Here is a 25,168-nt window from a genome sequence, read left to right as displayed (position 1 = left end):
CCTGCGTCCGGCCCTCGGCAGGCGGGAGCGCCACTTCTCACATTTCTTCTAGTCCGGTTGTGCCTAAAATCTCGCCATGCGCCGCTGGGAGCTTGCCATTGCACTCGACCCCGGACGCGAGCTGCCGCTGTTTCTGCAGCTCGCGAGCGCGATTGCCGATGACATTCGCTCCGGTCGCCTCAAACCCGGTGAGCCGCTGCCCGGTTCGCGCGAGCTGGCGGCCCACCTGGGGCTGAACCGCAACACCGTGGTTGCGGGCTATGACGAGCTGGTTGCCGAAGGCCTGGTTAACGCGAAGCGCGGCGGTGGCACGTTTGTGGCAGTGCCGATGCCCCTGCCGCCGCAGCCACCGGCGGCAGCTACGCAGATGCCCACCTACCCGCTCTTACCTCCACTACCCCTGCCGGCAACGACGGGAGCACCCGCGCCCGGTACGCTGATCCTGTCCAATGGCGCACCCGACGCGCGCCTGTTCCCCGCGCGTGAACTGGCCCGCGCATTTCGCCGCGCGATTGAGCGCCGCGGGCGGGTATTGATCACCGACGCCGATGCGTGCGGCCATCTGCGCTTACGCACCGAACTGGCCGCCATGCTGGCGCGCACGCGAGGGCTGGCAGTGACGCCCGAGAACCTGATGGTGACGCGCAGCATCGAGCAAGGTATCGACCTGGTGGCGCGTACGCTGGTCCTGCCCGGCGACACGGTAGCCGTCGAGGCGTTTGGTTACCCGCCTGCCTGGAGCGTTTTGCGGCTCGCTGGCGCACATCTGGTACCGATTCCGGTAGACAGCGACGGCATGGATGTCGATGCGTTGGAGGCGCTGCTCGAAAAGCACACCCTTCGCGCCGTGTTTCTCACCCCACACCATCAGTTTCCGACCACGACAGTGATGTCACAGGCCCGCCGCGCACGATTGGCCGAACTCGCACTGACGCGCGGCTTCGCCATCATCGAGGATGACTACGACCACGAGTTTCACTACGAAGGCAAACCCATCCTGCCTATCGCAGCCGGCGCAGGACGCGCCAACACGGTCTACGTGGGTTCGCTCGCCAATCTGCTGGCCCCCGGCGTCAGCAGTGGCTTCATCGTGGCACCACCGCCGGTATTCGTACGGCTGCAAAGCGTGCGCGCGGCCAGCGATGCCCGCGGCGACGCGGCGATGGAATGCGCGGTGGCGGAGCTGTTTGAAGATGGCGAACTGTTACGCCACGTGCATCGCATGTTGCAGGTCTACGCGCGGCGGCGCGATGCATTGGCTGACGCACTGACCCGCTATCTCGGCGATGCCGTGACGTTCCATTTGCCTGAGGGCGGCATGGGCCTTTGGGCGCGTGCCGACGAGGGCATTAACGTGGCCCGCTGGTCGCGCGCTGCCGAGCAGCAGGGTGTGCGCTTCGTCGATGCCCGCCGCTTCGATCTGCGGCAGCAGTCACAGCCCTTCCTGCGCCTCTGCTTCTCTTACCACGATGAGGCAGAACTCAACGAAGCCGTGCGGCGCATGGCACACGCCCTGCCACACGGCCGGCAAATCCATTAGCCGCGGCCGTCACGTGAAGCTGTCGCGCCCCATGCGTAAGATGGAACGCCGACGCCACCACCCTACCCTTCGAGCCGCATGAAAGACCACACGATACGTCCCGAACTGCGAGAGTGGATTCTCTCCACCACCCGATCCGGCCACAGCTTGTATGACCTGCTCAAGCTCATGCGCGATAGCGGCTACGGCGCCGAGCAAAGTCAGCAGATAGTCGCGCGCGTACTTAACCTGCCGATCAACAACGTCAGGACTGCCGCCAGACAAGCGCCTCAGACGCACCGGGCGCAGCATCCAAAAGCACCCGAGCAAGTGGTCAATGGACACAAAGTGCGCGTAACGGTCAGTACCGATGGTCCGATCGTGCGTGTGCTCGAAGGATTGCTCACCGGCGAAGAGTGCGATCAGCTGATCGCGCAAGCAGAGCCTCGTCTGCAGCGCTCGCTTACCGTTGATGTGGACGGCCGCTACCAGACCGATGAGCGTCGCACCAGCGTCGGCATGTTCTTCGAGATCGGCGAGACGCCGCTGGTGAATACCATCGAGCAGCGCATCGCCGATCTGCTCGGTGTTCCGGTCAGTCATGGTGAAGGCCTGCAGATTCTGCATTACCTCCCAGGGCAGGAGTACGAGCCCCATTTCGACTGGTTCGATCCGACCCAACCGGGCTTCAACGCCGTCACGGCGCGCGGCGGCCAGCGCATGGCCAGCGTGGTCATGTATCTCAATACGCCGGAAGAAGGCGGCGGCACCGGTTTTCCCGCCATCGGGCTGACCGTCACCGCCATGCGCGGTTCGGCCGTCTATTTCGCTTACGACACCGGCGACCAGTCGTCTCTGCACGCGGGCCTGCCCGTGATTCGCGGGGAAAAATGGATTGCCACCAAATGGTTGCGCGAACGGCCCTACCAAGCCTGAGCGCCCCGCCAGGCCGTTACGAACACTGAACTGCCGCCTCGCGGCGGCCTGGTGGCTGCTGCGATGCACCACCTTTTGCCGTATCCTTGCAAGTCTTTGCTTTTGACTACGCCAAGGAAACATCCATGGGTCTGCACCTCGTTCCCGCCGGCCGCAAGGTTCCGGACGAAATCAACGTCATCATCGAAATCCCGAAGGACGCCGAGCCCGTCAAGTACGAGGTGGAGAAGGAAAGCGGCGCGATTTTCGTCGATCGCATCCTGTCCACGCCGATGCGCTATCCGTGCAACTACGGCTATGTGCCGGGCACGCTGGGCGGCGACGGCGATCCGCTGGACGCGCTGGTGATCCTGCCGCTGCCGCTGGTGCCGGGCTCGGTCATCCGCTGTCATCCGGTCGGCATGCTGAAGATGACGGACGAAGCCGGCAGCGACGAGAAGCTGGTGGTGGTGCCGGTCGAGAAGATCTTCGCCGGTTATGCGCACATCAAGGACATCAAGCAGGTGTCTGGCCACTGGCTGGAGCGCATCGGCCACTTCTTCGAGCACTACAAGGATCTCGAGAAGGGCAAGTGGGTGAAGATCGAAGGCTGGGTCGGCGCCGACGAGGCCAAGGCCGAGATCCTCAGCGGTATCGATCGCTACAAAGCCGACGCGAAGGCCTGATAGCCTGATACCAAAAGCGCCGTCCTCCCGGGCGGCGCTTTTTTTGTTTCAATTGCTGGCAACGCTGAGCCAGGCACTATGAGGCTTATGCGTCAGTGCTGTCGCGCGATGCATGCGCGCCACTTCCGCGCGAGCGATGGCGCCGGAGCTCTCCGCCTCTCGGACCCACCACCACATCAGGGCGCTGATCAGCAGTACGCCAATCGCCAGCGTGATCAGCACGATTCGCAGCAATGCATGGCCCGAGCGGGCGTTGTCCGGCATCGGCATGACGCGACTCCTCGTAGCAACAGTCCCCGTAGCTAACGCAGCAGACAGCGCCCGGCTGACCGCCGCCCTTGCGCTGGTTCGCCGCAAGATTTTTCTGTCTGCCATGAGGGGCAGAAGCGTGAGCCATGACGCCCGCGGCTAGCGCGAGCTCCCGTCAATGGATCAGCGAGAAACGAGGATGAAAGGCTGGCGAGACAGCGGCGCGCGTTGAGGGGCGCGCGATAGATTCGAAAAACAAAAACATTGTGGGAGCGCAGCCTGTCCGCGACGGCCGTCCGAAGCAGAACCTCGTGACGCAACTGTCGCGCACAGGGTGCGCTCCCACCGGTCGAACGACAGCGTTGTTCCGGCCATCATGCCGGCCGGAACAACGCGGCTCATCACGCCTTGTGATAGACCTCCGAGCCCTGCTGGCGGAACTCGGCAGCCTTCTCGGCCATACCTTCTTCCAGCGCGAGCTCTTCGCCCGTGCCGTGCTCTGCCGCGTAGTCGCGCACGTCCTGCGTGATCTTCATCGAGCAGAACTTCGGACCGCACATCGAGCAGAAGTGCGCGCTCTTGTGCGCGTCCTTCGGCAACGTCTCGTCGTGGAATTCCTTGGCCTTTTCCGGATCGAGGCCGAGATTGAACTGATCCTCCCAGCGGAACTCGAAGCGCGCCTTCGACAGCGCGTTGTCGCGCGCCTGCGCACCCGGATGACCCTTGGCCAGATCCGCTGCATGGGCAGCGATCTTGTAGGCGATGATGCCGTCGCGCACGTCCTGCTTGTTGGGCAGGCCAAGGTGCTCCTTCGGTGTCACGTAGCAGAGCATAGCGGTGCCGAACCAACCGATCATCGCCGCGCCGATGGCGCTGGTGATGTGGTCGTAACCCGGCGCGATGTCGGTGGTCAGTGGCCCCAGCGTGTAGAACGGCGCTTCGTGGCACTTCTCCAGCTGGCGCTCCATGTTCTCCTTGATGAGCTGCATGGGCACATGGCCGGGACCTTCGATCATCACCTGCACGTCGTGCTTCCACGCGATCTGGGTGAGTTCACCCAGCGTATCGAGCTCACCGAACTGCGCGGCGTCGTTCGCGTCGGCCACGCAACCCGGGCGCAGGCCATCGCCGAGGCTGAAGGACACGTCGTACGCCTTCATGATCTCGCAGATGTCTTCGAAGTGCGTGTAAAGGAAGTTTTCCTTGTGATGCGCCAGGCACCACTTCGCCATGATCGAGCCGCCACGCGACACGATGCCGGTCACGCGCTTGGCCGTGAGCGGCACGAAGCGCAACAGCACGCCCGCGTGGATGGTGAAGTAGTCCACACCCTGCTCGGCCTGCTCGATCAGCGTGTCGCGGAAGATCTCCCAGGTGAGGTCTTCGGCCACGCCGCCGACCTTCTCCAGCGCCTGATAAATCGGCACCGTGCCGATCGGCACCGGCGAGTTGCGGATGATCCACTCGCGCGTTTCGTGAATGTGCTTACCGGTGGAAAGATCCATCACCGTGTCGCCGCCCCAGCGGATCGACCACACCAGCTTCTCCACCTCCTCGGCGATGCCGGAGGACACGGCGGAGTTGCCGATGTTGGCATTGATCTTGGTGAGGAAGTTGCGGCCGATGATCATCGGCTCCGCTTCCGGGTGGTTGATGTTGGCCGGGATGATGGCGCGGCCGCGTGCCACTTCATCACGCACGAATTCCGGCGTGATCAGCTTCGGCAGCGCTGCACCGAACGACTCGCCGGGATGCTGGTTGAGCAGCGCGCTGTTGCGCAGCGCCTCGATGCGCTGGTTTTCGCGGATGGCGATGTATTCCATCTCCGGCGTTATGATGCCCTTGCGCGCATAGTGCATCTGCGTGACGTTGGCGCCCGCCTTGCCGCGGCGCGGTGCGCGCGTGGCCGTGAAGCGGAACGCATCGAGCTTGGGGTCGGCGGCGCGCTCGCGGCCGAACGACGAGCTCAGATCGGGCAACTGTTCGGTATCGCCGCGCTCGGCAATCCACGTGGCGCGCAGCGCCGGCAGACCGGCGACCAGATCCACCTGATAGTCGGGATCGGTGTACGGGCCCGAAGTGTCATAGACGGTGATCGGCGGGTTCTCTTCGCCACCGAACAGCGTCGGCGTCTGCGCCTGGCAGATTTCGCGCAGCGGCACCTTCAGGTCGGGGCGGCTGCCCTGCACGTAAATCTTGCGCGATCCCGGAATCGGGCGCGTCACGGCTTCGGAGAGTTCCTGCGCGGCGCGCGCGAGGTCATTGGGCAGGGCATTCATCGGCAAGGGTCCGTCGGGCTTGAAGCGATGTCCCGTTAGGGACGTGCTTTTGTTGAAGAGTCCGCACAAGGATGTACGGGGTGTTGCGAATGGATTCGCAGACCAACAACAGAAGCGACGGCGCCGGACGCACGGATTCAATCCCGTGCGGCGAAGCTCCCTACAGCGGTACTAGCCGCATCAGGTTCGAAGGGACTCTCTCAGCCGGCAATTACCGGCACCCCCGCTTCAAGGTGGCTATTTGAGCACGAAGCGGGGTCGGTCGCGAGTGCGACGGCCTTTCCGGGTTCCGAAGGCGGCTTAGCGAGGCAGATAGGCCCGCAGGAACATGTCCACGCCGTCACGGGCAGTCTGCTCCAGCTCGGCAGCGTAGGACTGGGCGCACTCCTCGCAGCCGAACATGCGGCGCATCAGCATTTCGCCCTTGATCAGGGAAATGAACTGCCCTGCGGCGCGCGCCACGTTGGGAATATCCAGCCGGCTGTCGTCAACCGCCTGTTGCAGCAGGCGTTTCATCAGACCATTGGTGCGGTCCGGGCCTTCTTCCCACAGCAGCTTGCCGTAGCGGGGATTGCCCTGGCGGCAGTCGCTAAGGATGGCGCGGAAGGTGCCGACGTTCTGCACGTCGCAGTCCAGCCGCACGTGGTGCAAGGCAATGCGTTCCAGCGTGACCCGGATGTCTTCGTGGGCCACGTACTGGTAGGTGTCCTCCGGCATCAGGTCCTGGATGCGGGCGCGGATCACCTCGCGGAACAGGTTGTCCTTGTCGCCGAAATGGCTATAGACCGTGAGCTTGGACACCCCCGCTTCGGCCGCCACGGCGTCCATGCTGGTGCCAGCAAAAGCGTTGCGGATGAACAGGGCCTTGGCGGCCTCAAGGATCGCCGCGCGCTTTTCCATGTCCTTGGGACGGCCGGGCCCCTGAGGCTTGGTCTGCGGGATCGTGCTCATGGCTATACCTTCACAAATGGCTTCACAAATGGGTAACGCGAGTTTAGTATACGCGACGGTTTAGTTATTTTCCACGGCCACGATACAACGGCTCACCTTATGTCCACCACTATCGCAGAACTTTCCCTCAGTCCGGCATACCGCCGCGCCCAGCGCGCCGTGTCCGCCTGGCTCGAACTGGGCCAGACCGGGGCGCGCCAGCTGGCGTTTGCCGCCCGTGCTGCCCTGCCAGGCCTGGATGGCTTCGAGCGTGGCCGTCTGGCACGCTGGCTGGCCTGGCTGGAAGTGGCTGCACAGAGTCGCGGCCAGATGTCTCCCATGGACCGTATTCAGCGCCTTGACGCCTCGTTGCATCAGGCGGTGCAAGATGCCTTGGCGCGGCTGCCCGGCAATACGCCTGTCGTCTACGTGCGAAACCATCGGCGAAGCGCCTGACTGTCCGCGGACACCGCGCTGCGCATGACTTCCGTCAACCAAGCGCGGTGACTTCCGGCACTTCGTGTGGTTGGCACCAGGCCGCAGGCTTTGCACATTGTCGGAAGATGGCTAAGCGCTTATCCTTTTTAGCCTTTTTTTCGATCCGAACTGGGACTTAGCAAGATGGCGATGAACTTCGAACAGGCGCGAGTCAACATGGTGGAGAACCAGGTGCGCCCCTGGGAGGTGCTGGATGCCCGCGTGCTCGACGTGCTGGGCACCGTGCGCCGCGAGGACTTCGTTGCTGTGGAGCACCGCAAGCTGGCCTTTGCCGATCTGTGCCTGCCGCTGGGTCACGGCGAAGTGATGATGAAGCCGGTGATTGAGGGCCGCGTGCTGCAGGCGCTGGAACTCTCGCCGACCGATCAGGTGCTGGAAATCGGCACTGGCTCGGGCTTCCTCACGGCTTGCATGGCCAAGCTCTCGGCGCACGTCACCAGCCTGGATATCCATGCTGATTTCATCACCACGGCTACTGAGCGCCTGGCTCACGCCGGCATCACCAATGCCAAGCTCGAAGTGGGCGAGGCCGTCGCGGCCTGGCAGCCTGCCGGCCTGTTCGACGCGGTGGTGGTTTCTGGCGCCGTGTATCAGATTCCGCAGCGCTTCCTGTCCTGGCTGAAGCCAGGCGGCCGCCTGCTGGCGGTGCGCGGCGAATCCCCGGTGCAGCAGGTGGTGCTGTTGACCCATGAGGGCAACGGCCGCTATCGCGAAGAGTCTCTGTTCGAGACCGACCTGCCGTACCTGAAGCACGCCGAACCGCCGCGTCGCTTCGTTTTCTAACCCCATTCCCCAATGATGAGGCAACCCATGCGCTTGAAGCTTCTGACCCTTGCCCTGGCTCTGTCGGCGTTCCCGCTGGCCGGCCACAGCGAGGACTTGCTGGATGCATACCGAGAAGCCCGCGCCAACGATCCGGTGCTGTCGCAGGCGGAAGCTACCCGTCTTGCTACCGGTGAAGGCGTTGCCCAGGCGCGTGCGGTCATGCTCCCGCAGCTCAATGGCAGCTTTGGCCTGACGCAGCAGGAGACTGGCAATAGCGTCGCCTCCGGCGCGATTCAGGGTAATGGCCATTCGCGTACCCGTCAGGTGAGCGCCACGCTGAACCAGTCGATCGTCGACCTGAGCCAGTGGGCCAACCTCTCAGCAGCCCGCTCGCAGGCTTCTTCACAGGACTCTACCTACGAAGCCGCCTTGCAGACCCTTTACGTGCGCGTCACCACGGCTTATTTCGGCGTGCTGACCAGCCAGGATGCGCTGGTGTTCGCCAAGGCCAACGAAGACGCTTACAAGGAGGCCTATGATCAGGCCGACCAGCGCTTCAAGGTAGGCCTGTCGGCCGTCACCGACGTCTATCAGGCGAAGTCGTATTACGAGCTGGCCAAGGCGCAGACCATTGCAGCGCAGAACACGCTCAATGACGCCAAGGAAGCGCTGACGCAGATCACCGGCAGGCCGGTGACCGACCTCAAGAAGCTGCGTGAGGATCTGCCGCTCGCGCCGCCCAACCCTGCCGATCCGGACGCGTGGGTGCAGGCGTCACTGAAGTCCAATGCCACCATCCAGGCTTACCAGTACAACGTCGAAGCGGCCGAGCACAGCATCGATGCCGCCCGTGCGGGACACCTGCCTACGCTCAATGCCACTGTGTCGCGCGGTAAGGAGACGACGTGGTTCGAGCAGGCCAGCGCCGCAGGTTTGCGCGGCAACGGCCAGTACGGCACCACGGTTGGTCTGTCGGTGAACATCCCGATTTTCTCCGGTGGGGCCACGCAATCGCGCGTTCGCCAGTCGATCTACCAGCGCGATGAAGCACAGGATTCGCTGGAGTCGACCCGCCGCCAGGTCGTGCGCAACACGCTCAACTACTACCGCTCGGTGCTGTCGGGCATCAGCCAGGTGGAAGCGAACAAGGCCTCGGTGGAGTCGGGCCAGAAGGCTCTGGAAGCCACCCGTGCCGGCTTCGACGTGGGCACCCAGACCATGCTGAATGTGCTCAACGCCATTCAGACCCTGACTCAGGCCGAGAGCAGCTACTCGCAGTCGCGTCATGCACTGGTGCTCGACCAGCTTCAGCTCAAGCAGTCCGCTGGCTCCATCGACCTGAAGGACATGGAGTTGGTCAACACGATGCTGCAGTAACGGCGTATCGATCAATGCTGCAAGCGACAAGGCCGGGCGAGTCCCGGCCTTGTCGTTTCTCGGGGTCTATTCCTGCAGCAGGCTGTCAATCATGCCCATCACGCGCTTGACCGCACCGCGTTCGCTGTCGAACACAATGCGCGCGATGCGGCCCATGCTTTCCCGGCGCGGCGGATCGCGCAGTAACTGCAGCACGGCCGCACCCAGCTCATCGGCGGATGGGACGCGTGCCGCACCGCCCTCCTGGATCAGGGTGAGCGTGATCTCTTCGAAATTGAAGGTATGCGGCCCCACCAATACCGGCGTCGACAGTGCGGCCGGTTCCAGCACGTTGTGCCCACCGATCGGCACCAGACTGCCGCCTACGAATGCGAGATCCGCCGCGGCATAGAACGGCATCATCTCGCCCATCGCGTCGATCACGAACACCTGGTGCGCCGACGAGGGCACGCGATCGGCACTGCGCGTACCCACCGTGAATCCGAGGCTGCGTGCCGAGTTCTCTACCAGCTTGAAGCGCTCGGGGTGGCGCGGTGCGATGAGCAGCAGCGCGTCTGGCCAGCGCGTGAGTACTTCCAGATGCGCTTCCAGCACGGGCAGCTCCTCGCCCTCGTGCGTGCTGCCCGCGATCCACACGGGACGTAGCCGGCCCCACTGCTCGCGCAGCTCGTCGCCCTTGAGTTCCGCGTCGTACGGCACCGGCATGTCGAACTTCAGGTTGCCCGTCACCACGATCTTTTCGGGATCCGCGCCCAGCTCGCGGTAGCGATCGGCATCGGTGCGCGATTGCGCAGCGATCTGCCGGACGCAACCGAGGGCGCTGGCGACGAGACCGCCCATCGGCTTGTAACCGCGCATCGAACGCTCGGACAGGCGCGCGTTGACGATCATCAACGGAACACCACGACGGCGGCAAGCGAAATACAGATTCGGCCAGATCTCGGTTTCGACGATGACCGCCAGCCGCGGGCGCACGCGCTTGAAAAATCGCGACACCGAGAACGGCAAGTCATAGGGCAGATAGACATGGAACACGCTGTCGCCAAACAACTGGCGCACGCGCTCCGATCCGGTGGGCGTCACCGTGGTCACGACCAGCGGCGCGTTGGGATAGTCGCGTTGCAGAGCCTTTATCAAGGGTTCCGCGGCATTGACCTCGCCGACGGAAACCGCATGCACCCACAGGCTGCCGGTGATGCCTTTCGCCTCGAAAAACCCGAAGCGCTCGCGCCAGCGCTTGTGATAGTCGCCATAACGTACGCCACGGGCCAGCAGACGCAGCACGATCAGCGGCGTCACCAGGTACATGGCAAGGGTGTAGAGATAGCGCAACGGCGGGCCCATCGACGGCGGTGCGCCAGTATATCGGCGGCGCTTGAACCCCGCCCCATGGGCCGGCATGCGACGCCATGGCGGGCGGGCGTGACTCGCCTCGTTTTGGCTTGTTCCCTACAATGCGGGCGATGCCTGGCATGTCGCGCCCCCCTTTCACCCGAGCCCTCCTCGCACCTCAGCATTGGCCAGCCTGGCTCGGTGCCGGTGTGATCTGGCTGGTCGCGCATTTGCCGCGGCGCTGGCTGATGGGTCTGGGGCGCGGACTGGGGCAACTGGTGCAACGCGTGCCTTCGCCACGCCGGCACATCGCCGAGGCGAATATCGCGCTGTGCTTCCCCGAGCTCTCTCAAGCCGAGCAGGCCGAGCTGGTCAACGCACACCTGCGCGACATTGGCCTGATGATGATGGAGTTCGCCCTGGGCTGGATGGGCAGCGAGCGCGCCATTACCAACGTGCCGGTGACGATCGAAGGCCTGGAGCATCTCGAAACCGCGCGCGCCCAGGGCAAAGGCGTGCTACTCGTCGGTGGGCACTTTTCGCATCTCGAGTTGTGCGCGCGCCTCGTCTCGCAGCGCATCCGCATCTCCGGCATGTATCGGAGGATGGATTCGGCGGTATTCGAGTGGGCCGTGCTGCGGGCGCGGCTGGACTATGCCGAGGCGATGTTCGACAAGGACGACATTCGCGGCACAGTGAAGTATCTGCGCGGCGGCGGCACGCTGTGGTATGCCCCCGACCAGGACATGCGCAGCAAGGACAGCGTATTCGTGCCGTTCTTCGGCGTGCCGGCAGCGACCATTACGGCGACCCATCATCTCGCACGCCTCTCCGGCGCGGTGGTGATTCCATTCTTTCATCGCCGTCTGCCGGGCAACGCCGGTTATGCGCTACGACTCGGCGCGCCGCTGCAGGATTTTCCAAGCGCCGATCCCCTGCAAGACACCGCGCGCGTGAATGTAAGTATCGAAGAGATGGCGCGCGCCGCACCCGAGCAATACCTGTGGGTGCACAAGCGCTTCAAAACGCGGCCTGAAGGCAGCCCATCGATCTATTGATGTAAGACAGGTCGGCGTCAGTGAGCCTCTGTAAGCTGCAGAGCGCTCTCCCCGACAACCCGCCCGTACATGACTCTTCGGCTGTTTATGCGCTCTTTGCGCGCACGCCGTGATTGGCGCGGCTCGCTTCCGAAGCGTCTCGCCTCCGGCCTCAAATACGTTGCCCGCAGTGCCCGCATGGCACGGCGTCAGTCCGCGTGGCTGCAAGAGTTGTATGGCTCGCCTCGCCTCACCGCCATTCTCGCGCACGATCCGCGTTTGCATGAGCGCTGGCACCATCACTACATCAATCGCCGCGCGAGTCTCGCGCAGCGCATGGCGATCATCAGCCAGCACTTCCGGTTCGCCTTCAACCGCCTTCCGGCGGAGCTGGTCGACGCGGTCTATCTCCATGGCCGTTGCACCTTCGGCACACTCACTCTGAAGGACGGCAGTGAGCTGCTGCTCGAGCTGCGCCGCCCCACCGGCCGCAGCCGCGAGGGTGAGTTGTCGTTGTGCCTGGCCAACACACAGGGACAACTCCTTTCGTCGGCGATCTTCAGCATCGGCGATGAGGGACGCACGCTGCTCATCGGCTGCCTGCAGGGTGCCGCAGCCGAACTCGGCCGTGAGGCAGTGCGGGAGCTCACCAAGCAGTGCTACGGCCTGCGTCCCAAGAACCTGGTGTTTTCGCTACTGCTGGCGTTCGGCTCGTTTACCGGCGCGCAGCGAATTCGTGGCGTCAGCAACCTTGCCCATCCGTTCGCCGGCGAGTCGGACAAGATCAAGGCCGACTACGACAGCTTCTGGGAAGACTGCCAGGGCGTGCTCCAGCCCGATGGTTTCTTCGAGTTGCCCACCGCCGAACCCGAGCGCGACGAGTCGCAAGTGGAAAGCAAGCATCGCTCCGCTTTCCGTCGCCGCGAACAGCTGCGTCGCGATGCCTGCGCGCAACTGCTCGCCGCGCTGGATGGTCAGCCAATCACGCTCGCGGAAGCTGCCTGACAAACCCTCGCGTTATTCAAAACGCGATAGGGCACATCAGCGGCGCGTTCCGTCCCGTCGCGCCGCTTGTTCACGCGCCTCATGTAGCTTCGCGTACTTGAGGAACGCATAGAATGCACCGGTAACGCTCGCAATAAAGCCAGCCCAGCCGTTGAGGAAGTAGCGCTTGCCGATGTATTGCCGCAGGAAGAACACCGGCGGGTAGAACACCATACGAAGGCCGGTGAAGCGCTGCCGCTTGCGCAGTTTGTAAGTCACCATGCCGGTGGTGTAGCGATTGATCTTTTCAACGCGGGTGGCGATATCACCATCACCGTCGTTGATGAAATCCGCACGCCACAAGGTCTTCACCGGGCCGCGCACTTCGACGGCCGCATGCACTTCGACATCGTTCATGCCGCCGCGCCGGCGATCAAACAGGCGCAGATGGCCGTTGCGCCAGCTCCAGCGATGCTGCACCGTCCAGAACATGCGCTCGCGACGTGGCAAGCGGAATCCTGCGTGGCGAGGCGCCACCAGTGCGTGCTCGATCACTTCGCGGGTACCCGGCGAAAGCAGTTCGTCGGCATCCAGATTGAGGATCCAGTCATTGCTGGCCATGTCGTACGCGCGCTGCTTCTGCGGGCCGTAGTCATCGAAAGGATGGACCGCCACGCGCGCGCCATGCTTCTGCGCGATGGCCACCGTATCGTCGGTGGAACCCGAGTCGAGCACCACGATCTCATCCGCCCACTCGACCCGGCTCAGGCAGGCATCCAGCGTGTCGGCATTGTTGTAGGTGATCACCACCACCGACAGCGGCTCACGCTTCATGCGCGTCTCCCTGTGGCGCCGGAAAGACGTACAGCGCGGCACACCACAAGCCAAGCAACCAGGCGAACAGCAAACCCCACCACGCCGAATAGAAGGCCAGATGCGTGTTGAGCGGAAACAGCATCACGCCCAGTGCCAACGTTGCGGGAAAGGCACGCGAACGAGCCGCCGAACCTACCCGGCGCCATGCCCGCACCGCCACTACGATCGCGGCCAACCAACAGAGCAGGCCGAGCGTGCCGGTTTCCGTCAGCACCTCCAGCACCCATTGGTGCGCGTGGCAGGCGCCCTCGCCTACACCGCACGCTTCCTCCGACACCACGAAATGATCATTGGCGGGAGCAAACGACGGATAGGCGTAACGATATGCACGCACGCCGACGCCGTTGATGGGATGGGCTTCGAACATCGCCACACTGGTACGCCAGATATCCAGGCGCCCGCTGAGTGCGGTATCCAGCGATTGATCCGATCCATGCATTGCCTGCAGCGTGCGCTCCATGCGCTGATGGAAACGCTCTGAGGTTTTCCACGCCACGCTACCGCCGACCAGCACGGCTAGCCCAGAGACACCGGCGATAGCAACGAAACGCAGCGGCGACCCGGCGACGCGCCATGCAAAACCGAGGGCGACCAAGGCGTAGCACGGCCATGAAGCGCGCGAGCCCGACAACAGCACCGGCCCCAGCAGAAAGACAAAGGCAAGCAGCAATCCCTTGAGACCCCAGCGCCGTTGCGCTGCCCACAAAACAAACGGCGAAAGCACCGCCAGAGTGGGGCCGAGCTTGAGATTGGTGGCGCCAAAGATACCCGAGATGCGTTCCGGCTCCGCGCGTCCACCCAGGCTCCAGCCGGTGAGGGCCTGCACCCACGCATCCAGTGCCCAAAACGCCACGACGACGGCTACCGCCATGTACAGCGCATGCAGCCGGTCTTCGCGCCGGATCGCAAAACAGGCGTAGAGGCCCAGCGGCACGTAGCGCAACAGCGACGCCACGGTCGACCAGCTCTTGGCTGGTGCCACCGAATCCACCGCGGAGAACAGCGCAGCCGCCACATACGCTCCCAGCAGCCACAGCAGCAATCGCGCCCCCGCATGCTCGCCAAGCGCCGAGGGATGACGCGCGAACAGCAACACCACGCCAATCAGGCAAAGAAACGTGCCCAGCTCGGAGCTGCGCCCGACCGGCAACAGGGCGATCACCAGCCAGAACGGCAGCAAGGGCGAGCGCAGGGCGGCCTTCAGGAAAGCAGCAAATGAATTCATGCGTAGCGGTATGGCGGATGACCCGCGCATTGTAGGCGCTGCCGCCCGCGGCAAACCGGCCCTGGCGAGGGCATCAGGAAGTGAGATCCGTCAGGAACAGAAGCCGGCCTCAAACCACCGGCACGACGGCGAGCGCTCAGGCCGCGGTCAGTTCGTCGTAAAGCGCCAGCGTGGCCTGCTGCATGTCGCTGAGGCGATAGCTCTGGAGCATCGGAATGGGCGGCGCCACGCGCAGCAGTTCGGCCGCGCGCTCCACCAGCCGCTCGCGGTCGGACGGCGGCACACGGCCGGCCGGATACAACTCGGCCAACAGCTCGCCCACGCCGCCATGGGCGTAGCCCAGCACCGGGCGGCACAACGACAACGCTTCGATCACGGTACGGCCGAACGACTCAGGCTTGTTCGACAGCTGCAGCACGAGGGACGAGATGGCGTAGATATCCCGTACGTCGTTGCGGGGTGGCGTCAGCACCACCTGCCCTTCCAGGCCACGGGCATGGATCAGCTCGCGCAGCTCGGCCACATAGGCTTCGCGGCCCGGCTCGATGGCGCCCAGCAACAGCAGGCGCACATCGATACCCCGACGCTTGAGCTCAGCCACCAGTTCGATGGCGTCGTGATGTCCCTTCAGGCGGGTGCCGCGACCCGGCAAGGTCAGCAGCGGACCACCAGCGAGGGCCGGAAACTCGGCGAAGAACGCCTTGCGCCAGTTGTCGTCCGGGCGATGCCCGTACGGAAAAGCATCCGGATCGATACCGCGGGGAATCACCCTCACCCGCGACGGCTCCAACCACGCGTAGTGGCTGAGCATGAAATCGCGCAGGGTCTGCGACACCGCGATGACCCGTTCGCCCCGCAGCAGGATGGCGCTGTAGCGCCCGGGCGAGTTAAGCCCGTGCACCGTGGTCACAAAATGCGGCGCGGGCTTGAGCCCCTTGATGGCCCACCAGCCCAACCACGCAGGCAGGCGCGAACGCGCATGCACGATGTCCGGCTTCAGCTCGCGCAGCAGCCGCCGCAGCGCGCCCACTTTCATGAACGTGCTCAGCGACTTGCGGCCAATATCAAGGGTGATATGCCGGCTACCTTCTGCCTCAAGCTGCGACACCATGCGCCCACCGGCCGAAATCACGATGGACTGGTGCCCCGCCCGCACCAGCGCCCGCCCGATTTCCAGCGCAGACCGCTCCGCCCCGCCCGAATGGACGGCGGGGATCAGCTGGACCACGGTCAGGGACCGCGCTGGTGTCGCGACTGCTGACATGATTTGTTCAAAAGGTGCCTTCATCCCTAGAGGCAAGCAGCAATCGTGCCGAAACCGGCGACAGAGTATGTTTCAAATGTAACCGATGATCGAAAAGTCAGTCCCGCAGCACGTAACGTGCGCCGCAATAAGGACATGTGGACTCGCCGCCGTCCTCAACGATCGGCAGATAGACCTTCGGATGGGAGTTCCAGAGCACCATGCCCGGCATCGGACAGGACAACGGAAGGTCCGCGCGCGTCACTTCATAACGATTTTCGGCATTCGCCGGGATCAGCGGGGCAGCCGCAGGGGAACGCGACATGGGGGAAACTCCATCAAGACACCGAATCGCTCATGTTAGCAAACCAGCCCGCCACCGCGGGACGGCTGCGGGGGACGTTCACCGGGGAGGTCAGCCGTACGGCTAGTGTCCGCCGGACCCGGGCGGGATGAGCATCCAAAGGTCCACGCCCATCCTGACCAGGGGACTGTCATGGACTTCGGAAAAATCATCAGCCGCATCAAGGCCATCCTCCGCTCACCGAAAACCGAGTGGCCGGTGATCGCCGCCGAACCCGCCACCATGGGCGGCCTGTTCCGCCACTACATCCTGATCGTTGCCGCTCTGCCGGTCATTGCCCACTTTCTCAGGGGCAGCCTGATCGGCTATGGCGGCCATGGCATGTACGTGCGCACTGGCCTGGGGGCAGGTCTGGCAGGGGCGATCCTCCACTACCTGCTGACGCTGGCGATGACCTATGTGGTGGCGCTGATCGTCAACGCACTCGCGCCGACCTTCGGTGGCCAGAAAGACCCCGTGCAAGCATTGAAGACGGTGGCTTACGCCTGGACGGCCGGCTGGGTCGCAGGCATCGCCGTCATCATCCCGTGGCTGGGCGGGCTAGTGGCCATCGCCGGACTCATCTATGGCATCTGTCTGCAGTATCTCGGCCTGCCGCACACCATGCGCTGCCCGCAAGGCCGGGCGGGCGGCTATACGGCGGTGACCCTGCTCATCGTCATCGCGCTCATCTGGCTTATCTGGATCATCATGACGGGCTTGATCGGTACCGCGGCACTCGGCGGCATGCATGCCGCGAGATGACACTCCCTACGCTGCGGGTCGCAAGGCTCAGACCTCAAAAAGAAAAAGCCCGCACCAGAGGTGCGGGCTCCTTCCTTGCCCAGCGTTGGGACTTACTTGGTCGCTTCGGTCTTCGGCACCGAGGCTTCGGTGGTGATGCGCACGCTGATGTCATCGCTGATGTTCGGCACGTAGGCGCCGACACCAAATTCCGAGCGCTTGATCGTGGTGACGGCATCGAAGCCCACGGTCGGCACCTTCAGCATCGGGTGCTCGCCGCTCTTGTTGAGCGTCGCGTCCAGCGTCACCGGCTTGGTCACGCCGTGCACGGTCAGGTCGCCGGTCACCTTGTACTTGTTGCCGCCCTCGGCCTGCACCTTGGTGCTCTTGAAGGTGATCGTCGGGTACTTGTCGGCGTCGAGGAAGTCCGGCTTCTTCAGATGCTCGTCCAGCTTGGACACGTGCGTGTCGAGGTCGGCCAGCGGCAGCGTCACGTTGACCGATGACTTGGACGGATCCTTGTCATCGAACACGATCGTGCCGTCACCCAGGCCGATGTTGGCGGTGGGGTTGGAATAGCCGAAGTGGTTCCACGAGAACAGCACCAGGGTGTGGCCCGGATCCATCTTGTAGGTCACCGGGGCGGCCTGGGTGGCCATGGCGGCGGTCATCAGACCGGCGAGAAGGAGGTAACGGAAAGAACGCATGTTTTGAATCTCCAGTGATAGGGGGAGCTGCGGGGGTGGGCCGCAGGCAACGGGTGATCAAGCGATACGGCAAGCTTCGTCGAACGAAAGGCGCGGGCTACGCGGAAACAGGTCGCGGCTGGCATCGCCGTAACCGATGTTGATCAAGAAATTGGATTTGACCGTGGTGCCGGCAAAGAACGCCGCATCCACGCCTGCATTGTCGAAACCGGACATCGGGCCGCAGTCCAGACCCAGCGAGCGGGCCGCCATGATCACGTAAGCGCCCTGCAGCGAGCCGTTGCGGAAGGCGGTGACATCAATCAGCGGCTGATTACCGGCAAACCAGCTGCGCGCGTCGGCATGCGGGAACAGATGGGGCAGCTTGTCGTAGAAGGCGTAGTCGGTGGCCACGATGGCCGTGACCGGCGCCGCCATGGTCTTGGCGCGATTGCCCTCGGACAGCGACGGCGAAAGCTTTTCCTTGGCCTCCTTCGACTTCACGAACACCACACGCATCGGCGAGGAATTGGCGCTGGTCGGGCCGAACTTGGCCAGTTCGTACAGCTGATGCAGCTGGGCATCGCTTACTTCCTTCGGCAGCCAGGCATTGAAGGTGCGGGCGGTGCGGAACAACTGGTCGAGGGCGGCCTCGGAAAGCATCTCGCTCATGGGTATCCTTTGGTAAAAGTGAGCCGGCAACGGCTACGAAGTGTAAGGGCGGGCGCAGGGAAACAGGACCCAGGCGAATGAAACGAACTGTACCGCTCAGGGAAACAATCCCGCCGGCCCAGCCCCTATGCTGAAGCTGCAGGGTGACTGCTGGGTGATCACCGACGGCGCGGCGGGCAACCAGCGCCAGGCGCTGGCATTGGCCAACCTGCTGGACATGCCGGTGCGCCATCTGCAGCTGGAACCCGGCGCGCCCTGGTCCTGGCTGTCGCCGCGCCTCGCATGGGGCGCCCGCCTGGCTCTGACCGCCACGCAGCGGCAGCAGTTCGCGCCACCCTGGCCCTCGGTTGCCATCGGTTGCGGACGTGCCTCGGCGCTGTATACCCGCGTGCTCCGCGCCCTCAGCCGCGGGCACACCTATACCGTGCAGATTCTCGATCCACGCATCGATCCCCGGCATTGGGATACGGTGATCGCCCCACGGCATGACGGCCGCACCGGCCCCAACGTCATTCAGCCGTTAGGTTCGCTCAACCCGGTGGACGACGCCTGGCTGCAAGACGGCCGCGATGCCGACCCCGCCCTTGCCGACCTGCCACGCCCGCTTGTCGGTGTGCTGCTGGGCGGTCCGCGCAAAGGCATCCCTTTCGACGCCGCTTATATAGAGCTGTTGTGCGAGGGCCTGCTGGCCCGTCAACGCGCGGAAGGCGGCAGCCTGCTGGCGCTCGCATCGCGGCGCACGCCAGCGGAACTGACCGCCCTGGTGCGCCAGCGATTCGCGGACGTGCCCGGTCTCGTCTGGTCCGGATACGACGATGGCAGCAATCCCTATCCGGGTGTGCTCGGCTGGGCCGACCGGCTGGTGGTCACGCCCGATTCGGTCAACATGCTTTCGGAAGCGTGCGCCGTGGGCTGCCCCGTGCACACCCTCGTGGTGGCGCCACTCCCAGAAAAACTGGAGCGGTTTCACCGGGCGCTACGCGACGCCGGGCGGCTGCATGCCCTCGACACCATCGCCGCACCACCTGCGGAACCGCTGCGCGAAACAGCGGCTATTGCCGAGATGCTGCGCAGTCGTATCGCGATGCGGCAGACACGCGTGGACTAACACTCTTCAGAACGCGAACCCGAGTTCGGTGGTCACGTCTCTTGTGTTGTTGCGCAGGCGCTCCACTTCGTCATCGCGTGGGGCGATGCGCGAGCGCAGATCCAGCGTGCAGGCAAGCGCGCGATGCAACAGCACACCATGCGCTTCTGCCAACAGACCAGCCTGTTGACCGGTCAACAGGCCCGCGCTGCGGCAGGCTTCGATCAGCCCGGCGTTGGCGGTGATGTTGAGCAGCGCCGGGTGGGCGGCGGCATTAGCCAGCACCAGTCCTTGCAGGGCGAATTCGATGTCGAGCAAGCCGCCATCGCCCTGCTTCAGATCGAACTGGTGCGCATCGGAACGATCGCGTTCGGCACGCCAGCGCTGACGCATGCTGCTGACTTCCTGCAGCACGGCATCACGATCACGCGGTACGGCCAGCACCTCGCGCCGGACCTTGGCGAGCTCGGTGTGTAGCGCCGCATCACCGGCGATGGGGCGTGCGCGCAACAGGGCCTGGTGTTCCCAGGTCCAGGCACGGCTCTTTTGATAACCCTCGAAGGCATCGAGGCTGCTCACCAGAAGACCCTTGGAACCATCGGGGCGAAGTCGCGTGTCCACTTCGTACAAGCGGCCTGCGCGGGTGAGCACGGTGAGCCAGTTCATCACGCGCTGCGCAAGACGCTGATACCAGCGCGAACCTTCCAGCGGTCGCGCGCCGTCGCTCATCAGATGCGCGCGCTTGCTGTCGTAGACGAACACCAGATCGAGATCGGAGGCGAAGCCCAGCTCCTCCCCACCCAGGCTGCCATAGCCAAGCACGGCGAAACCATTGCCCTCGCCGGGCAAGCGGCCATGCTGTGCGACCAGCTCGCGCTCGGCCAGCGCAGTCACCGCCAGCACAATCGATTCGGCCAGCACCGCGAGTCGTCGCGCCGTGGCAACGGCGTCGGCACGGCCGTCGCTGAAAGCGAGGCCCAGGCGAAACGCCACACTGGCCTTGAACTCGTTAAGCCGTTCCAGCTCCGCTTCCGCTTCGCGCTCATCCAGCGTCGCCAGCACGCGCGTGATTTCAGCACTGATGTCGGCGCGCTTGAGCGGAAGTTGATCGATACGCGGATCCAGCACGTCGTCCAACAACAATGGTTGGGCGATGACGCGCTCGGCAAGGAAGGCATTTTCTGCAAACAGCCGCGCTAGGCGCAGCCGCGCCGCCGGCTGCTCTTCCAGCAGCGCGAGATAGGAGGAGCGCCGCGCCACGGCCTGCACCAGCCGGCACAGACGCAGCAGGCAGGCCCCTGGAGCCACGCTGTTGCGCGCCACCGCGAGCAGTTGTGGCATCAGGCGGTCGAGCTGCTCGCGCGAACGCTGCGACATGGCTCGCACGGACGCCGCCTGCGTCAGTTTCTGCAACGCCTCGGCGGCTTCGGCACCCGGCGTGAAACCGGAGCTCTCCATGACGGATGCATCCAGCGTTTCCCGGCAAGCCTGCTGCCACAGCGTGACGTCTTCGACGGGCGCACTGGCCGAGCGCCCGCCCTGGGGCATCAATACATCGGCAAATTCCTCGCTGACGTGCGCACGATGCCGCGCCAGTTCGGTTTCCAGCTCTTCCCACGACGCATGCCCCAGCCCGAACGCGATACGTTCGCGACTGAGCGCGTCTTCGGGAATATCGTGGGTCTGCGCATCGCGCAGCATCTGCACGCGGTTCTCCACGCGGCGCAGGAATATATAGGCCTCGCGCAACGCACGAGCGCGCACCGCACTGATATGGCCACGTGCCTCGCACGCCGTCAGCGCCGGTAGCAATCCGCGCACGCGCAGACTGGGTTCGCGGCCGCCACGAATCAGCTGCACCAGCTGCACGATGAATTCGATCTCGCGAATGCCGCCCGGACCGAGCTTGAGATTATCGGCCAGATCTTTACGTGCCACTTCGGCATCGATCAGCGATTTCATTTCGCGCAGGCCGGCGAACGCGGTGTAGTCGAGATACTTGCGATACACGAAGGGGCGCAGCATTTCCTGCAGCTGCTTGCCCTCGTTGCGGTCACCGGCGACGGGACGCGCCTTGATCCATGCGTAGCGCTCCCAGTCGCGGCCTTCACTCTGGTAGTACTGCTCCATCGCGGCGAACGGCAAGGCGAGCCGTCCGGCGTTGCCAAAGGGCCGCAGGCGCAGATCCACGCGCGCACAAATACCGTCCACCGTCGGTTCGTTGAGCAGGCGCACCAGCTGCCGCGCCAACCGCACGAAGTACTCACTATTGTCCAGTGAGCGCGCGCCGTCGCTTTGACCGCTGTGCGGGTACGCCAACACCAGATCGATATCGGAAGAAAAATTCAGCTCGCTGCCACCCAGCTTGCCAAAGCCCACCACCACCATGCGCTGCAACGCGCCATCATGGCTGCGGCTATGGCCATAACGCACGGCCAGCGCGCGCTCGGACCAACCCAGTGCGGCAGCAAGCAATACCTCATAAAGCACGCTGGTGGCCGACAAGGTTTCCGGCAACTCGTCCAGCCCGTTGACGTCGCGGAATACCAGTCGCAACGCTTCCGCATGACGGAAACGGCGCAGCTCGGTAAAGCAGACTGTCTCGTCATCCGAGAGCTTCAGCGCCTCGATGCGGGCGCTGGCATCACTGCCGGAACGCAGCCGCTCCAGCCCTTGCGGTGCCAACAGTTGTGGCTGCCGAAACCAGGTGTCGAAAGCGAAGTCACTGGCCAACAGCGTGCGGCGGATGCGCTCGGCCACACCGGCGTCGTCGTGCAGCGGCACGCCCATCTGCCGGCAACGTGCGGCTAACTCGCTGTACCGATCGTCGATCAGCGCACGAAGCGCCGGGGATTCCTGGGGCCTGGTAAGAACAGTCATTTGGGCATTGTGCCGCAGTAGCTCTATTCCTGCCGACCGGCGTTGCTTATGCGCCCCCGGGCATCGCCCACGATTGGTTCAGATCCGGCCCGTTACAGTCCCGAGTCCAAGACATGACAGCCTGCGGCCGGATGCCATGACCGTGTCAACAACGCCGTCCGCGCTCCGCGCGCGTTCCTTGCCCTTTCGCCTGGCGCTGCTCGCGCTATCGGCGATCGTGTTCACGCTGCTGACCGGCCTGGTCGACGGCGGCGTTGGGGTGGGTCCGTCGCAAGCACTGAGCCAGCCGATATTCCTGTTTGCCAATGCCCTGCCTGGCCTGTTGCTTGCTGCGTTGCTGTTGGTGTTGAGCAGGCGCCTGTTGCTGTCGTTCGGATTGGCTTTCCTGTCGCAGACCCTCGTCTACGCCATCAACACGTTGAAGGTTCGCAACCTCAACACGCCACTGATGCCCGCCGATTTCCGCATGCTCGGGCAGTTGCGCCGGGGTGGACTCACGTTGCTGGGCAGTTATTTGCCGGCGAGCCCGTGGCCTTATCTGGCACTGATGGTGGCGGTGGCTGTCATCGTGGTCGCCTGGCGCATAGAGCCTCCGATGTTGGCGCGGCGCACACGCGGCAAGCGGCTGGTGTCCGGCCTGGCGTTGTTCGCTTTGCTGGGCACGCTGTTCACTGGCATGCCGGGCTGGATGACGATCTACGGCGGCAGGTATCTCTGGCACGAACCCTGGTCCGCCTCGGCCACGGCGGAGCACTCCGGCCTGGTCAGTTCGCTGATGATGTTCCACCTGCATCAGGGAAACGCGCGCAAGAAGCCTGACCCCGCCTCGGCGCAGCAACTGATCGGGCGCGCCGACATCGCGTTGCGCGAGCGCATGCAACTGCCGCTTGCCGGCCAGGACGGCATGCCGGACATCGTGGTGGTGCAAAGCGAGTCGTTCTTCGACCCCTCCATCATGAAGGGCTATGAACAGATTGACCTCGCCCCGCACCTGCATCGCCTCGCGGCTCTGGGCCAAAGCGGCCCGTTGCATGTACCCACGTATGGCGGCGGCACCATCCGCACCGAGTTCGAGGTACTGACCGGGCTTTCGTTGCGCTACTTCGATGACCTGCAGTTTCCCTATCTGCAGATGAATCACCGTGTCGTACCCAGCATGGTGCGTTCGCTGCGCGCCCATGGCTACGAAACGATCGCGCTGCACGGCAATGACCCGGGCTTCTGGAATCGCACCACGGCGTTTCGCGCGATGGGCTTTGATCGCTTTGTGTCGCGCGACGCTTTCCCGGCCAACGCCACGATGGATGGCCAGTACATGGCCGACAGCGCCATGACCGACGAAATCATGGCGCAACTGAAAGACACCGGCCCGGCGCAGTTCCTGTTTGCCATCAGCATCGAGGCCCATGGCCCCTACGACGTGCCGCCTGGCGACGTGGCGGCGCGCAACGCCATCCCGGTACCCGACGGCGTCACTGGCGCCAACAAACTGGAACTGCAGAACTACCTGTATCACATGCAGCATGCCGACCAGGAACTGGGCCGGCTGGCGGCGTTACTGGCCCGCCGCGAGCGCCCCACCCTGCTGCTGTTCTACGGCGATCATCTGCCTGCGCTCACCGAAACGTTCAACCTCACCGGTTTCGCCGATGGCAAGGACATGTTGAGCCAACCCGGCACGTGGCTGCTGGTGGATCCGCGCCATCCCGCGCCGGCCCGGCGCGAAGCACTGGCGTCGTGGATGTTGCCGGGGCGCCTGCTGGAACAGGCCGGCGTTCGCGACGATGTGTATTTCGCGCTCACCCAGGTCATCGCGCCGCAACTGGCGACGCTTACCCGCGCACCGGGCGCCCCGCCGCAAGCGGAAGACCATGGCGGCGAAACGGACGACCAGGACATGGCCCACGTCGCGCTGTTGCGCTTGAAGGGCCGGCTCGATGCCTTGCTGCCGAAGCCCGCGATACAGATCGCGGACCTTGGCGACGAACACAGCGCCATGGAAGTCATCGACACGGGCCCCTCCGGCGCCCACCAGTAACGCCAGCATATGGACGTCCAAACAAATTGAGGCTGGCTGCCGTTTTTCACGGAATACAAGCGGGGTTCGGCACGTTTTTTCGCGCCCTGGCAGCGCCGATTCAGCGATCTGTCTGCTTGCTTAAGGGAGCCGGTTTCGTTCAGGTTCGGTAAGGTGATCTGCGTCTAGCGTTAATCCCAGCCGCGAAGCAACGCCTTCGTCGGCATCCACACATCGAGAGGTTGTCCTCATATGCGTAAGACCATGCTTGCCGCTCTCATCGTCACCGCCGCTTCCGTGCTGACGGCACCGGCGTTCGCTCAGAACACCACTGCCGCCGCCGCGAAGACCGAGGCTGCTGCGATGAAGACCGAAACCAGCGCCACCGCTGGCGCGGCAGCGCAGGACACGGCCAAGACCGCCGCCAAGTCGGTCGACCAGGCTGCCACCAAGACCGCCGCTACCCAAGAGAAGACGGCTGACAAGGCTGCCGACAAGGCCTCCAGCACCGCTGAGCACGCAACCCACAAGGCCAAGCACGCAACGCACAAGGCCAAGGCCGCTACCGACGCGACCAAGACCGAAGTGACCAAGCCGGCCGCTGGCGAGTAAGCGCTACACGCAGCACGCCGAATGAAGAGCCCCGGGAGTTCGCTCCCGGGGCTTTTTTGTTGGGACATGCAAAGAGCGCTGTGCGGCTTCGTCGCTACCTCGCCGCGAGCACCCGCCCCTCACCCCGGCCCTCTCCCCGGAGGGGAGAGGGAGAAGTGGGGTGCCTCGCGAAATACCTAGAGCACCAGCCCGCGCTGCTTTCCGGCCTGCGC

23 protein-coding genes and 1 riboswitch are annotated in these 25,168 nt (G+C 64.3%); of the genes, 12 read left to right on the top strand and 11 right to left on the bottom strand.

All coding sequences use genetic code 11. The features are described from left to right. Window positions 1-76 precede the first annotated feature (76 nt). The 3 genes from pdxR (at window position 77) to ppa (ending at window position 3,120) form a co-directional block, all read left to right on the top strand. Window positions 77-1,540, top strand: a complete 1,464-nt coding sequence (pdxR, locus tag OQE56_RS14055; RefSeq protein WP_267225242.1) for a MocR-like pyridoxine biosynthesis transcription factor PdxR — start codon at window positions 77-79, stop codon at window positions 1,538-1,540. Window positions 1,541-1,618: 78 nt separating this feature from the next. Next, entirely contained in the window at window positions 1,619-2,455 is an 837-nt protein-coding gene (locus OQE56_RS14050; RefSeq protein WP_267225241.1) for a 2OG-Fe(II) oxygenase, read from the top strand. Between the two features lie 125 nt (window positions 2,456-2,580). Then, window positions 2,581-3,120 (top strand): inorganic diphosphatase, encoded by a 540-nt coding sequence (gene ppa / locus OQE56_RS14045; RefSeq protein ID WP_267225239.1) that lies wholly within the window; start codon window positions 2,581-2,583, stop codon window positions 3,118-3,120. Between the two features lie 48 nt (window positions 3,121-3,168). On the opposite strand, the gene OQE56_RS14040 is transcribed toward ppa, so the two are convergent. The 3 genes from OQE56_RS14040 to OQE56_RS14030 form a co-directional block, all read right to left on the bottom strand. After that, window positions 3,169-3,390, bottom strand: a complete 222-nt coding sequence (locus OQE56_RS14040) for a hypothetical protein (RefSeq protein WP_267225237.1) — start codon at window positions 3,388-3,390, stop codon at window positions 3,169-3,171. A 380-nt stretch (window positions 3,391-3,770) separates the two neighbouring features. Next, window positions 3,771-5,648: a phosphomethylpyrimidine synthase ThiC gene (gene thiC / locus OQE56_RS14035; RefSeq protein ID WP_267225235.1), complete on the bottom strand. Its 1,878-nt coding sequence runs from the start codon at window positions 5,646-5,648 to the stop codon at window positions 3,771-3,773. Window positions 5,649-5,788: 140 nt separating this feature from the next. Beyond that, window positions 5,789-5,883: riboswitch (TPP riboswitch) on the bottom strand. A gap of 65 nt (window positions 5,884-5,948) precedes the next feature. Further along, window positions 5,949-6,599, bottom strand: a complete 651-nt coding sequence (locus OQE56_RS14030) for a TetR/AcrR family transcriptional regulator (protein WP_267225234.1) — start codon at window positions 6,597-6,599, stop codon at window positions 5,949-5,951. Between the two features lie 99 nt (window positions 6,600-6,698). Here OQE56_RS14030 and OQE56_RS14025 point away from each other — a divergent pair, with 99 nt between their 5' ends. The 3 genes from OQE56_RS14025 (at window position 6,699) to OQE56_RS14015 (ending at window position 9,218) form a co-directional block, all read left to right on the top strand. Then, entirely contained in the window at window positions 6,699-7,034 is a 336-nt protein-coding gene (locus tag OQE56_RS14025; protein ID WP_267225232.1) for a hypothetical protein, read from the top strand. Window positions 7,035-7,199: 165 nt separating this feature from the next. After that, the gene (locus tag OQE56_RS14020) at window positions 7,200-7,859 is read left to right on the top strand and encodes a protein-L-isoaspartate O-methyltransferase family protein (protein ID WP_267225231.1); all 660 of its coding nucleotides are present in this window, start codon (window positions 7,200-7,202) and stop codon (window positions 7,857-7,859) included. 27 nt (window positions 7,860-7,886) lie between these two features. Beyond that, window positions 7,887-9,218, top strand: coding sequence for a TolC family outer membrane protein (locus OQE56_RS14015; RefSeq protein WP_267225230.1), 1,332 nt, complete (start codon window positions 7,887-7,889; stop codon window positions 9,216-9,218). Between the two features lie 66 nt (window positions 9,219-9,284). Here the strand turns inward: OQE56_RS14015 and waaA are convergent, their stop codons facing one another. Continuing rightward, entirely contained in the window at window positions 9,285-10,562 is a 1,278-nt protein-coding gene (gene waaA / locus OQE56_RS14010) for a lipid IV(A) 3-deoxy-D-manno-octulosonic acid transferase (protein ID WP_267225229.1), read from the bottom strand. Window positions 10,563-10,690: 128 nt separating this feature from the next. On the opposite strand from waaA, the gene lpxL reads away from it, so the two are divergent. Both lpxL and OQE56_RS14000 read left to right on the top strand, forming a co-directional pair. Then, entirely contained in the window at window positions 10,691-11,608 is a 918-nt protein-coding gene (gene lpxL / locus OQE56_RS14005) for an LpxL/LpxP family Kdo(2)-lipid IV(A) lauroyl/palmitoleoyl acyltransferase (protein WP_267225227.1), read from the top strand. 69 nt (window positions 11,609-11,677) lie between these two features. Further along, window positions 11,678-12,592 carry a VirK/YbjX family protein gene (locus OQE56_RS14000; protein WP_267225225.1) on the top strand — a complete coding sequence of 305 codons (915 nt, stop codon included), beginning with the start codon at window positions 11,678-11,680 and terminating at the stop codon, window positions 12,590-12,592. Window positions 12,593-12,628: 36 nt separating this feature from the next. Here the strand turns inward: OQE56_RS14000 and OQE56_RS13995 are convergent, their stop codons facing one another. From OQE56_RS13995 to OQE56_RS13980, 4 genes are all read right to left on the bottom strand, one after another. Further along, window positions 12,629-13,405 carry a glycosyltransferase family 2 protein gene (locus OQE56_RS13995; protein ID WP_267225223.1) on the bottom strand — a complete coding sequence of 259 codons (777 nt, stop codon included), beginning with the start codon at window positions 13,403-13,405 and terminating at the stop codon, window positions 12,629-12,631. Next, a complete protein-coding gene (locus tag OQE56_RS13990; RefSeq protein WP_267225221.1) occupies window positions 13,395-14,672 on the bottom strand; it encodes an O-antigen ligase family protein in 1,278 nt (425 codons plus the stop codon). The genes OQE56_RS13995 and OQE56_RS13990 overlap by 11 nt, the downstream gene beginning before the upstream one ends. Window positions 14,673-14,808: 136 nt before the next feature. Continuing rightward, window positions 14,809-15,936 carry a glycosyltransferase gene (locus OQE56_RS13985; RefSeq protein WP_267225219.1) on the bottom strand — a complete coding sequence of 376 codons (1,128 nt, stop codon included), beginning with the start codon at window positions 15,934-15,936 and terminating at the stop codon, window positions 14,809-14,811. 97 nt (window positions 15,937-16,033) lie between these two features. Beyond that, entirely contained in the window at window positions 16,034-16,240 is a 207-nt protein-coding gene (locus OQE56_RS13980; RefSeq protein WP_267225217.1) for a zinc-finger domain-containing protein, read from the bottom strand. Between the two features lie 171 nt (window positions 16,241-16,411). Here OQE56_RS13980 and OQE56_RS13975 point away from each other — a divergent pair, with 171 nt between their 5' ends. Continuing rightward, the gene (locus tag OQE56_RS13975) at window positions 16,412-17,023 is read left to right on the top strand and encodes a Yip1 family protein (protein WP_267225216.1); all 612 of its coding nucleotides are present in this window, start codon (window positions 16,412-16,414) and stop codon (window positions 17,021-17,023) included. Window positions 17,024-17,115: 92 nt separating this feature from the next. Here the strand turns inward: OQE56_RS13975 and OQE56_RS13970 are convergent, their stop codons facing one another. Together OQE56_RS13970 and OQE56_RS13965 are read right to left on the bottom strand one after the other, a co-directional pair. Continuing rightward, complete coding sequence (locus OQE56_RS13970; protein ID WP_267225215.1) at window positions 17,116-17,709, bottom strand: YceI family protein; 594 nt, start codon at window positions 17,707-17,709, stop codon at window positions 17,116-17,118. Between the two features lie 57 nt (window positions 17,710-17,766). After that, window positions 17,767-18,360, bottom strand: a complete 594-nt coding sequence (locus tag OQE56_RS13965; RefSeq protein ID WP_267225214.1) for a malonic semialdehyde reductase — start codon at window positions 18,358-18,360, stop codon at window positions 17,767-17,769. Window positions 18,361-18,487: 127 nt separating this feature from the next. Between OQE56_RS13965 and OQE56_RS13960 the strand changes: the two genes are divergently transcribed. Continuing rightward, window positions 18,488-19,468 carry a mitochondrial fission ELM1 family protein gene (locus OQE56_RS13960; RefSeq protein WP_267225213.1) on the top strand — a complete coding sequence of 327 codons (981 nt, stop codon included), beginning with the start codon at window positions 18,488-18,490 and terminating at the stop codon, window positions 19,466-19,468. Between the two features lie 6 nt (window positions 19,469-19,474). Here the strand turns inward: OQE56_RS13960 and glnE are convergent, their stop codons facing one another. Then, entirely contained in the window at window positions 19,475-22,327 is a 2,853-nt protein-coding gene (glnE, locus tag OQE56_RS13955) for a bifunctional [glutamate--ammonia ligase]-adenylyl-L-tyrosine phosphorylase/[glutamate--ammonia-ligase] adenylyltransferase (protein WP_267225212.1), read from the bottom strand. A 136-nt stretch (window positions 22,328-22,463) separates the two neighbouring features. Between glnE and OQE56_RS13950 the strand changes: the two genes are divergently transcribed. Continuing rightward, complete coding sequence (locus OQE56_RS13950; RefSeq protein WP_267225211.1) at window positions 22,464-24,365, top strand: LTA synthase family protein; 1,902 nt, start codon at window positions 22,464-22,466, stop codon at window positions 24,363-24,365. A 231-nt stretch (window positions 24,366-24,596) separates the two neighbouring features. Beyond that, window positions 24,597-24,956, top strand: coding sequence for a hypothetical protein (locus tag OQE56_RS13945; RefSeq protein ID WP_267225210.1), 360 nt, complete (start codon window positions 24,597-24,599; stop codon window positions 24,954-24,956). The last annotated feature ends 212 nt before the right edge of the window (window positions 24,957-25,168 follow it).

It is taken from the genome of Dyella silvae, assembly GCF_026421305.1.
GTDB classification, from domain to species: Bacteria; Pseudomonadota; Gammaproteobacteria; order Xanthomonadales; family Rhodanobacteraceae; genus Dyella; species Dyella silvae.
The sequence above is the reverse complement of the archived record's forward strand: the minus strand, read 5'-3'. Positions and strand labels throughout refer to the sequence as shown.

Coding starts and splice junctions, on each gene's coding strand:
- pdxR (WP_267225242.1), top strand. CDS start 77: ATGCGCCGCTGGGAGCTTGCCATTGCACTCGACCCCGGACGCGAGCTG.
- OQE56_RS14050 (WP_267225241.1), top strand. CDS start 1,619: ATGAAAGACCACACGATACGTCCCGAACTGCGAGAGTGGATTCTCTCC.
- ppa (WP_267225239.1), top strand. CDS start 2,581: ATGGGTCTGCACCTCGTTCCCGCCGGCCGCAAGGTTCCGGACGAAATC.
- OQE56_RS14040 (WP_267225237.1), bottom strand. CDS start 3,390: ATGCCGATGCCGGACAACGCCCGCTCGGGCCATGCATTGCTGCGAATC.
- thiC (WP_267225235.1), bottom strand. CDS start 5,648: ATGAATGCCCTGCCCAATGACCTCGCGCGCGCCGCGCAGGAACTCTCC.
- OQE56_RS14030 (WP_267225234.1), bottom strand. CDS start 6,599: ATGAGCACGATCCCGCAGACCAAGCCTCAGGGGCCCGGCCGTCCCAAG.
- OQE56_RS14025 (WP_267225232.1), top strand. CDS start 6,699: ATGTCCACCACTATCGCAGAACTTTCCCTCAGTCCGGCATACCGCCGC.
- OQE56_RS14020 (WP_267225231.1), top strand. CDS start 7,200: ATGGCGATGAACTTCGAACAGGCGCGAGTCAACATGGTGGAGAACCAG.
- OQE56_RS14015 (WP_267225230.1), top strand. CDS start 7,887: ATGCGCTTGAAGCTTCTGACCCTTGCCCTGGCTCTGTCGGCGTTCCCG.
- waaA (WP_267225229.1), bottom strand. CDS start 10,562: ATGGGCCCGCCGTTGCGCTATCTCTACACCCTTGCCATGTACCTGGTG.
- lpxL (WP_267225227.1), top strand. CDS start 10,691: ATGTCGCGCCCCCCTTTCACCCGAGCCCTCCTCGCACCTCAGCATTGG.
- OQE56_RS14000 (WP_267225225.1), top strand. CDS start 11,678: ATGACTCTTCGGCTGTTTATGCGCTCTTTGCGCGCACGCCGTGATTGG.
- OQE56_RS13995 (WP_267225223.1), bottom strand. CDS start 13,405: ATGAAGCGTGAGCCGCTGTCGGTGGTGGTGATCACCTACAACAATGCC.
- OQE56_RS13990 (WP_267225221.1), bottom strand. CDS start 14,672: ATGAATTCATTTGCTGCTTTCCTGAAGGCCGCCCTGCGCTCGCCCTTG.
- OQE56_RS13985 (WP_267225219.1), bottom strand. CDS start 15,936: ATGTCAGCAGTCGCGACACCAGCGCGGTCCCTGACCGTGGTCCAGCTG.
- OQE56_RS13980 (WP_267225217.1), bottom strand. CDS start 16,240: ATGTCGCGTTCCCCTGCGGCTGCCCCGCTGATCCCGGCGAATGCCGAA.
- OQE56_RS13975 (WP_267225216.1), top strand. CDS start 16,412: ATGGACTTCGGAAAAATCATCAGCCGCATCAAGGCCATCCTCCGCTCA.
- OQE56_RS13970 (WP_267225215.1), bottom strand. CDS start 17,709: ATGCGTTCTTTCCGTTACCTCCTTCTCGCCGGTCTGATGACCGCCGCC.
- OQE56_RS13965 (WP_267225214.1), bottom strand. CDS start 18,360: ATGAGCGAGATGCTTTCCGAGGCCGCCCTCGACCAGTTGTTCCGCACC.
- OQE56_RS13960 (WP_267225213.1), top strand. CDS start 18,488: ATGCTGAAGCTGCAGGGTGACTGCTGGGTGATCACCGACGGCGCGGCG.
- glnE (WP_267225212.1), bottom strand. CDS start 22,327: ATGACTGTTCTTACCAGGCCCCAGGAATCCCCGGCGCTTCGTGCGCTG.
- OQE56_RS13950 (WP_267225211.1), top strand. CDS start 22,464: ATGACCGTGTCAACAACGCCGTCCGCGCTCCGCGCGCGTTCCTTGCCC.
- OQE56_RS13945 (WP_267225210.1), top strand. CDS start 24,597: ATGCGTAAGACCATGCTTGCCGCTCTCATCGTCACCGCCGCTTCCGTG.